Below are 8827 nucleotides of genomic sequence, written 5' to 3'. Positions count from 1 at the left end.
GATTAGTGAGGTGCTCTTCTTTTTTCAATCACTTTCGAAGTTGAGAGTGGGGTAACTTCATGAAAAAGGAAAAGGCTGTGCATTTCCCCAGCCTTTTCACATCAAAAATTCAATTTCAACTAAAACTTATAAAGCAAACCAAGCGTCGTTGTTGACTCAGTACGTGAGTCTACCATTGGACTGTCGAATTGCTCGTTTGGCACATAGCTGAGGCTTTGGTTAGCAAACCCAGCCCAGTTTTCACTGAAATCATAATTGGCGCTAACGCTGACATACGGGTTCAAGCTCGAATTAGAGGTATAAGCATCAACGCCTGTGTCTGCTGATTCCTTGTCACTCACACCATAGTAGTATTCGTTATAGTCTGCATCATGATATTCAAAGCCAGCACTTGGATAGACGGTTAAATTGCCTTTAGTAATTCTGGCAAGATAGGTCAAGCGAGCAGTATTACCACCACTGCGATCTAAAACATCAGTGGCAATCTGTGCCCGAAACCCACCGACAGAGGTGCGACGCAAATAACTGAGACCGGCAGCAGCTGATGATTTACGTTCGTCTAAGCCTTGAAGAGCACCATTGGCATCATCAGGGTCGAACCCAGAGCCAGAAGGCTGAGCATAGGCAGACAGCTGATTGACACCGTCATTGATCAGATAAATACCAGCTTGAGCACCGCGAGCATAGACTCTATTGTTATCATAAAACACGCCTGGTAGGACACGTGTCTCGGTATTGTCCTCCATGTCATAGGCTGTATTGACTGCCATGGCATTAACACCAACGCTGAGTACCGCATCTTTGTCCGTTGGCAGGGTGTTTTCTAACCATGCTGCATTGGATATGCTGGTGACACTGATTAGTGTGGTGGTCGCTAATGCGCTAAGCACAGCACGTTTAGAGACAGTAGGTAGCGCAGATGATGTAAACATGATGTTCTCTCATAAGTGGTTGGGCTAAAGAGGCTAAACCTTTGCCCTAGGTTTTGCTAAATATCATCAAATAGCTTGTTTGGCTGTGATTCATTTCGTTTTTATCACGGTGTGCAAACTGAAGAAACGGCTAAATATAAACACCTTAGCTAAAAAATAAAGGACAGTGGCATGGTATTTAAAAACAGCTCATCGCCTAAGGTGTCGTGGTCGGTGCTGATGGTAGCGCCGATATCAGGGTTTTCGTTAAATATTGAGTACAGCGTCTATTCAGTAACGTCCATTCAGCGATGTCTATCCAGCAAAGTCATTATACTAAAAAAGCATGGCATAAATAAGTCTGCTGTTTTACTCAATGCTGTCCAGTATTTGCAATAATTGCTGATGAATGTCTTGCCACCACCAGAAAAAACCGATAGCTATCAGTAGCATCGCCAACCAGGGTAGGAGTTGCCATATCATAGCAGGCTTTTTTGCTGCAGTGTCGATCACCGTTCTAGCTTGAGGCACAGTATTGCTCATATTGACGTCGCTACCAATATCTTGATCTATATCAAGGTCTATATCATTATCGGTATGTATATTGTTGTAGCTTTCTTGGTTGTGGTTGTGGTTGTGGTTGTGGTTGATGGAGTAGCTATAAGCGGTCTGGTAATGTGGTCTGCTTTTTCTGATCATTGACATACGTTGACGGTAGGCGGTAGCAAACGGTAGCGCAATCAACAGACCCGTAATCGCACCGCCGATGTGTCCAGCATTATCAATGCCCGGTACGGCAAAACCGTAAATCAAATTGATACCCATGATAAATATCAGGCTTTTGAGGTTCAGCACCATGCCGTTGACCGATATTTTAAATAGCGCAGCGATGAGTAAGGCAGCACCGATGCCCATAATTCCACCTGATGCACCTGCTGATATACCTGGCTGTCCTGTGCCGTCCAAGATGCCCATCCACGTGACATGATTATTGAGTAAGTTGCCACCGACTGCTGCTAATAAAAACAACGCCAAAAACTTCACCGAGCCAAACATAGGCTCGGCAACTTGTCCAAAAAAGTACATGGCAAAGCCATTAAACAATAAATGCATCAAGCCGATGTGTAAAAAGGCGCTGCTGACCAGACGCCATGGCTCATCACTCATAGTAAAGGGCAAGGCGTTGGCGCCCCACATCAGCAAGGACTCTGTTGAAGGGTTGTTGGCATCGACGCCTGTGAGTACTTGCAAGATAAACAGCGCGACAAAGCTGATTATTAGCAGAGTGGTGACAGGCGCTTTTTTTAACAGCTGTTGAATGGTCATAAAAGCTAACTATCAATAATAAGTGATGAATGACGTATGGCGTAAAAAGTATAAAGGGTTTGCTCAGACTAGTCACTGATACGTCGGTATTTGCGGTCTTAAAAGTCCTGCAAAGTGCTAAAAATTGAGATCAAAAGGTCGGGATTTTGAGGTTTTCGTAGGTGCCTTTTACTAAGATGTCGCTGGTGACTGTGTTGATATCGGTATGACCACAGAATGCCATCGATAAGTCACATTCTTTATAAATAATCTCTAAAGCACGGCGTACGCCATCTTCGCCATAAGCGCCTAGCCCGTAGAGAAAAGATCGACCAATCATCGTGCCTTTCGCCCCTAAAGAGATGGCTTTTAGTACATCCTGTCCGGAGCGAATACCGCTATCTAGCCATATTTCGATATTGCTGTTTTCGGCCTGAACCGCTTGGACGATATCAGACAGTGCAGAGATAGAGGATAGCGCACCATCCAGTTGCCGGCCGCCATGGTTTGAGACCACGAGGGCATCAGCACCACTTCGGGCGGCTAAAATAGCGTCTTCAGGTTCCATGATGCCTTTGATGATTAGTTTTCCACCCCACATATCTTTGATACGTGCGACGTCGTCCCAGCTCAAACCAGGATCGAATTGCTCTTCAGTCCAAGCACTGAGCGAGGACAAGTCTTCGACGCCTTTTGCATGCCCCACGATATTGCCAAAGGTACGACGTTTGGTGCCGAGCATGTTCATACACCATTCTGGCTTGGTCATCAGATTTAGGATATTGTTCAGAGTGGGTTTAGGTGGCGCAGACAAGCCGTTTTTGATGTCCTTATGACGTTGTCCCAGTACTTGCAAGTCTGCCGTGAGAATAAGCGCCGAGCAATTGGCATCTTTTGCTCGTTGGATCAGGTTGGATACATAGTCTTGATCACGCATCACATATAGTTGAAACCAAAAGGGCTTGTCGGTGTGCGTTGCCACATCTTCGATAGAGCAGATACTCATGGTTGAGAGAGAAAACGGCACACCAAATTTTTCGGCGGCGCGCGCGGCATGTATTTCACCATCTGCCCACATCATGCCAGTAAAGCCAGTTGGCGCAATGGCGACAGGCATCTGTACTGACTCGCCAGCCATCTGCGTCGCTAGACTGCGGTTATCCATATCCACCAACACACGCTGGCGCAGTTTGATTCGGTCAAAGTCAGTCTCATTGCTACGATACGTGGTCTCAGTCCATGAGCCTGAATCAACATAATCGTAAAACATACGGGGCACTTTACGCTCGGCAACACGGCGTAAATCTTCAATCTCTGTCATTTTTTTTAAGTTTGTCATAAATATTTCACTATTACATTGTTTAATATCTAATGGATTAAGAATATAGCTGTTGCAGATCCATGACCGAAAATGGATAGTCCAAGCGTTTTGATGGGGTCAGAATCACTGGGATATGATGGGCAAACGTCATCATGAGTTCCTCATCAAAGTCAGCAATATCGACATACTGATAGGTGAGAGGGTGCACCGCTTGAAACTGGGTTAGTAGTTGTTCGGCAGTGTCACAGAGGTGACAACCAGAAGTGCCTAGCAACCACCATTTGTCTATATTAGTGGTACTGCCAAGACTAGGATCGGCTGCGATCATGCGTGCTCGCAGCGCTTTTATATTATTATCATTGTGCATATTGTTCTCGATTGTTGGTCCTTGCTCCAAAGCATCTGCCTTTTTAGCGATTGTTATCACCATTAGAGATATTGACTGCGCAGTATTAACTGAGCTTTGATACATAATAAAGAAGTGGGGTAAATAATGACAGCGAATATGAGATTAGGTAAGATGACTTTCTGCATTTCATTTTATTATTGATGTATAGCCGCTAGTTGTTTATACGACAGTTAGTCGCTAGTACCGCTATAATGAATGGTCTATCTCTACCTTATCTTATTATATTCTAAATCACTTAGGTGCTGCGCATGGCAAGTCTTGGCAAATTTTTCAAACGATTATTTTTGGCATTTATGTTGTTGGTCGTGGTGTTTCATCTATTGGTTGCCGGGCTGCTGCTGATTTGGAAAACACAACCAGTAAATAACAGTATGTTTATGCTGGCACATCGTTTGTCGGGCGGCAGTGTAACCCAAAATTGGGCAGAGTATGACGCGATTGCTCAGTCCGCCAAACAAGCAGCGATTGCGAGTGAAGATGGTACCTTTAGTCAACACAACGGGTTTGATTTAGAAGGCATCAAAGCGGCCCGTCAGAAAAACGAAGAGACCGGTCAGCTGTCTGCGGGTGGCTCGACCATCACCCAACAGTTGGCAAAAAACTTGTTTTTGACGTCGCATCGCTCGTACATACGCAAAGGTGAAGAAGCGATTATCACAGTTATGATAGAAACATTATGGGATAAGCAGCGTATCTTGACAGCGTATCTGAATGTAGCAGAGTTTGGCAATGGTATTTATGGCATTGATGCTGCGGCACATCATTACTTCGATAAGTCTGCGGCCAACCTCAATCGCGACGAGTCAGCGCTGCTCATCAGTATGCTGACCAATCCAAAGTACTACGAAGACAATCTAGGCGACAGACGCCTGCGTAACAAGCAAAGCATTATCAAAAGACGCATGAACAGTGCAGCACTGCCATAGTTAGCGCCACGGTGAGTGATTATCGATCGGCATTTCATACGGCAGTAGTTGCAGTGATGTAGACAAAAAACAGTCAATAATAAAGCAGTTATCCAGACAATTGGTATAAACGCTAATGGTGCATAGATAATATAACGGGAGTAGTGACGTGGCAGATGTGATGAATAAACAAAATAACAGTAGTGATAAGAACAGTAGCAATAAAGGTAGCCATGTTGATGACATCGTTGATGTCAGTAATGTGGTTCATGAAATCGATAACAGCGAAGATCTAACCGAAATAAAGTGGCAACGTTCGGAAGACGGTAGTTATTCTCCTAGCAGCTATATCAATCGTGAATTGTCGTTGTTGCAGTTTCAATTACGTGTGCTCGCGCAAGCGGCCAGCCCGCGCCACCCACTTCTTGAACGGTTGTTTTTCTTAATTATTTTTTCATCAAACCTCGATGAATTTTTTGAGATTCGTGTTGCAGGTATCATGCAAAAGCTTAATATCGGTGATGTATCGTCCAATGATCAAGGTATGCGACCGAGTGAGGTGCTGAAAGAAATATCTGCTACTGCTCACGATGCCATTGATGAGCAGTACCGTATTCTTAATGAAGACATTCTGCCAGCATTGGCCAATGACGGTATCCGCTACTTAAAGCGTGAAGAGTTGAATGCTGAGCAGTCAGCGTGGATGAAGCGTTATTTTACCGAGCAAGTATCCCCAGTATTGACACCGATTAGCATTGACCCTGCACATCCATTCCCGCGATTGGTGAATAAAAGCCTCAACTTTATTGCTACCTTAGAAGGCAAAGATGCGTTCGGTCGTGATATCAATTTGGCTATCGTACCAGCACCACGCAGCCTGCCTCGTGTCATCCGCTTGCCTGATGAATTGACGGGTGGCAAAGAACACCACGTCATGTTGTCTGCCGTCATTCATGAGCATATTGGTGAGCTTTTCCCTGGGATGAGTGTGACTGGCTGTCATCAATTCAGATTGACGCGTAATGCAGACTTAGATTTGGCGGATGACGTCGAAGATATCGCCAAAGCGCTCGAAGGTGAGTTGGAAAATCGTCGTTTTGGTGACAAGGTACGTTTAGAGGTCACAACCAACTGTCCGAAAGCGCTGAGTGATTATTTGCTCAACCAGTTTGAGCTAGACAGCAGTCAGTTATACCGAGTCAATGGGCCGGTTAACTTAACCCGCTTGTTGTTCGATTTTAATATTCCTGCCCTGCGGTATCAGCCGTTTACACATGTTATGCCAAAGGCTTTTCGTAGAGATGTGGATAATCTAGAAAAACCGACCAGCATGTTTGCCGCGATGCGCAAGCGTGATGTATTGGTGCATCATCCTTTTCATTCTTTTTCACCGATTATTAATTTGCTGTGGCAAGCCGCCAGCGATCCCAAAGTATTGGCGATCAAGCAAACATTGTACCGCTCAGGCACCAACTCAGAAATCGTCAAAGCATTGGCTGCTGCGGCTCGAAATGGCAAAGAAGTTACTGCCGTCATCGAGCTGCGTGCGCGCTTTGACGAGGCCTCAAATATCGCAGTCGCTAACTACTTACAAGAGGCAGGGGCGGTCGTGGTGTATGGTATCGTTGGTTATAAAACCCATGCCAAGCTAATGCTGATCATTCGCCGTGAGGAAGACAGAATCCGTCGTTATGTGCATTTAGGCACGGGCAATTACCACGCGGGCAATGCCAAAGCTTATACTGACTATGGTCTATTTACTGCAGATGCTGATATCTCAGAAGACGTCCATAAGATTTTTCAAGAGCTAACAGGGATGGGCAAACCTGCCAATCTCAAAAAGCTAATGCATGCCCCGTTTACGTTGCATGACAAGTTGATGGGTTTTATCGATGATGAAATCGCTCATGCAAAAGCAGGCAAGCGCGCTCATATCATCGTCAAGGTCAACGCATTAACCGAACGTCGACTGATTAATAAGCTGTATGACGCCTCGCAGGCAGGGGTTAAAATTGAGCTGATTTTGCGCTCTATATGTTGCCTACGCCCTCAGGTGAAAGGGCTGTCTGAAAACATCACTGTGGGCTCTGTCGTTGGTCGCTTCTTGGAGCATACCCGCGTTTATTATTTTTATAATGACGGTGACGAGCGCTTGTATTGTGGTAGTGCAGACTGGATGGATCGTAATCTGTTCCATCGTGTAGAAGTAGCGTTTCCGATTGAGGACAAAGCGTTGTTTTCGCAAATCTACCAAGATGGTTTACAGAACTATCTGAAAGACAACACGCAAGCTTGGACACTAAACGGTGACAGCACATGGCAGCAGATTCATCCGGCAGCTGGTGAGGCGGCGCATGTTGCGCAAGAGTATTTGCTAAAAGCTATCAATGGTGTCGAACCAGCCATCTAAGGTGTTTATTCTGTTGCTTTAGGGGACTCATATCCACGGCTGTAGCACGATATTTATAGCTCTTGAAATTGGCTATTGAAATGGGTCCTTGAAAATTTATGATATCGTCAGTCTCGTCATTACGTTAATAAAACTAAGCGTTAATAAAACCAAGCATCGGTAATTCTAAATTACTGACACTTGGTTTTTTTTGCGTGGCCTTTACGACAGTTACAAACTGTCGAGTAACCTCACATTTATTCACACATTGATACGGCAGCACACTGTTGTTGTGTGCCGCTTCGTTTGTACAATAAAAATTGAGGCAAAAGCTCGGACCCACAGATTTATTTATCAAGACTTGTCTCATTAGCGCGCCTCGTCAAAGTTCCGAAACCGAGCGGAACAAACAATAATAACTATGACAAGCAAACAATGACATAAACAAGGAGTACCTGATGAGTAATACTAATGATGATAACGCACGTGACGCTTCAGACATCCGAAACGCTGCTGAGCAAGTAGACGGGCAGCAAGTTGAGCAAAACCTAGAAGGTGACAAAAACGCCAATGCCCCCGAGCAACTGAGCGAGGAAGAGCAGACTTCTTTTATCCAAGATGACCTACGCACTGATAAGTAACCAACGTGTCAAATAACCGCCGTAATAAGCTGGATCAAAATGAACTAAATAACCACCGTATAAAGCGTCACCAATGATATCAGTGTTCACCAATAAACTGCCATAAAACTAAAAAACCAACAATGAAATCTAAGGATGAGAATATGAAAGCCAAAGATACTGAGTTATCTACGCACCCAAAGGCTGAAACCAACGACGCTTTAAAGAGCGAAGGTGACATCGAAAAAAATACCACTGAAAATAAGGGTACGGACACCTTTGAAGCAGGCGTTGTTGATTCAGAGCATGTTAATAATAAAGATGACCCTGCACGCCAGCCAGACCGTCGCGACCAAAAGGGGTGCGCCTTCGATGAAAATGTCAATGAAGACACCGTAAGAAATGACTTCGGTGGTGAAGCAGATAAGCGTCAAAAAATTAATAACTCTGATCGTTATGCCAGCGTAGACAATGCTCAGGCACGTGTGTCTAATCCAAAAGAAAAAGACTGACACATTCACAAGTTAGCCACAGAGCAGTGCCATTGAAAATGCCATTGCTGTTCGGTGCTTAGCGTCACGACTGCGCAGCGACAAGAACAACACCGTAAAAGGGACAAAAATAACCATTAAAATTAATGACCCTAATATCGAGAACTCTAATAAAGGGGAGATGCCATGAATAAGGCAAATGAACGGACAGTAGATGATAGTTATAAGGCTGAACATAGGCTTGACAACGCACATCAGGCAACAGAAGCGGGCGATAGTGCAGATTTCGACCCCGATGATGTACGACAGCAAGCCAACCCTGCTGCCGCAGAGAAGGCAACTGGCGACCAAGATCCGCACAACGTTGCCAAAAGCAACAAACAATTCGATAGCGAACTGATGAAAAATGATAAGTAGTTATAATAACCCCAGTTCGGGATAAGCCACATTGTAACTCATTGATACTATTTACAATG

General features: G+C 44.8%; 9 protein-coding genes. 5 read left to right on the top strand and 4 right to left on the bottom strand.

Annotated features, from left to right (window positions below; genetic code table 11):
* Positions 1-119: 119 nt before the first annotated feature.
* The 4 genes from L0J61_RS06620 to L0J61_RS06605 form a co-directional block, all read right to left on the bottom strand.
* Positions 120-932 carry a MipA/OmpV family protein gene (locus tag L0J61_RS06620; RefSeq protein ID WP_301465539.1) on the bottom strand — a complete coding sequence of 271 codons (813 nt, stop codon included), beginning with the start codon at positions 930-932 and terminating at the stop codon, positions 120-122.
* 348 nt (positions 933-1280) lie between these two features.
* Entirely contained in the window at positions 1281-2237 is a 957-nt protein-coding gene (locus L0J61_RS06615) for a rhomboid family intramembrane serine protease (RefSeq protein WP_301465538.1), read from the bottom strand.
* 130 nt (positions 2238-2367) lie between these two features.
* Entirely contained in the window at positions 2368-3555 is a 1188-nt protein-coding gene (locus L0J61_RS06610) for an alpha-hydroxy acid oxidase (protein ID WP_301465537.1), read from the bottom strand.
* Between the two features lie 37 nt (positions 3556-3592).
* Positions 3593-3904: a glutaredoxin family protein gene (locus L0J61_RS06605; RefSeq protein WP_301465536.1), complete on the bottom strand. Its 312-nt coding sequence runs from the start codon at positions 3902-3904 to the stop codon at positions 3593-3595.
* 290 nt (positions 3905-4194) lie between these two features.
* Here L0J61_RS06605 and mtgA point away from each other — a divergent pair, with 290 nt between their 5' ends.
* From mtgA to L0J61_RS06580, 5 genes are all read left to right on the top strand, one after another.
* Positions 4195-4872, top strand: a complete 678-nt coding sequence (gene mtgA, locus L0J61_RS06600) for a monofunctional biosynthetic peptidoglycan transglycosylase (RefSeq protein ID WP_301465535.1) — start codon at positions 4195-4197, stop codon at positions 4870-4872.
* 160 nt (positions 4873-5032) lie between these two features.
* The gene (gene ppk1 / locus L0J61_RS06595; RefSeq protein WP_301465534.1) at positions 5033-7261 is read left to right on the top strand and encodes a polyphosphate kinase 1; all 2229 of its coding nucleotides are present in this window, start codon (positions 5033-5035) and stop codon (positions 7259-7261) included.
* 437 nt (positions 7262-7698) lie between these two features.
* Positions 7699-7881 carry a hypothetical protein gene (locus tag L0J61_RS06590; protein WP_301465533.1) on the top strand — a complete coding sequence of 61 codons (183 nt, stop codon included), beginning with the start codon at positions 7699-7701 and terminating at the stop codon, positions 7879-7881.
* A 143-nt stretch (positions 7882-8024) separates the two neighbouring features.
* Positions 8025-8372, top strand: coding sequence for a hypothetical protein (locus L0J61_RS06585; protein WP_301465532.1), 348 nt, complete (start codon positions 8025-8027; stop codon positions 8370-8372).
* A 165-nt stretch (positions 8373-8537) separates the two neighbouring features.
* Positions 8538-8768: a hypothetical protein gene (locus L0J61_RS06580; RefSeq protein WP_301465531.1), complete on the top strand. Its 231-nt coding sequence runs from the start codon at positions 8538-8540 to the stop codon at positions 8766-8768.
* Positions 8769-8827 lie beyond the last annotated feature (59 nt).

Origin of the sequence: Psychrobacter sp. (assembly GCF_030457785.1) — a bacterium.
Taxonomy (GTDB): Bacteria; Pseudomonadota; Gammaproteobacteria; order Pseudomonadales; family Moraxellaceae; genus Psychrobacter.
This window is presented reverse-complemented; position numbering and strand designations above follow the sequence as displayed.

Coding starts and splice junctions, on each gene's coding strand:
- L0J61_RS06620 (WP_301465539.1), bottom strand. CDS start 932: ATGTTTACATCATCTGCGCTACCTACTGTCTCTAAACGTGCTGTGCTT.
- L0J61_RS06615 (WP_301465538.1), bottom strand. CDS start 2,237: ATGACCATTCAACAGCTGTTAAAAAAAGCGCCTGTCACCACTCTGCTA.
- L0J61_RS06610 (WP_301465537.1), bottom strand. CDS start 3,555: ATGACAAACTTAAAAAAAATGACAGAGATTGAAGATTTACGCCGTGTT.
- L0J61_RS06605 (WP_301465536.1), bottom strand. CDS start 3,904: ATGCACAATGATAATAATATAAAAGCGCTGCGAGCACGCATGATCGCA.
- mtgA (WP_301465535.1), top strand. CDS start 4,195: ATGGCAAGTCTTGGCAAATTTTTCAAACGATTATTTTTGGCATTTATG.
- ppk1 (WP_301465534.1), top strand. CDS start 5,033: ATGAATAAACAAAATAACAGTAGTGATAAGAACAGTAGCAATAAAGGT.
- L0J61_RS06590 (WP_301465533.1), top strand. CDS start 7,699: ATGAGTAATACTAATGATGATAACGCACGTGACGCTTCAGACATCCGA.
- L0J61_RS06585 (WP_301465532.1), top strand. CDS start 8,025: ATGAAAGCCAAAGATACTGAGTTATCTACGCACCCAAAGGCTGAAACC.
- L0J61_RS06580 (WP_301465531.1), top strand. CDS start 8,538: ATGAATAAGGCAAATGAACGGACAGTAGATGATAGTTATAAGGCTGAA.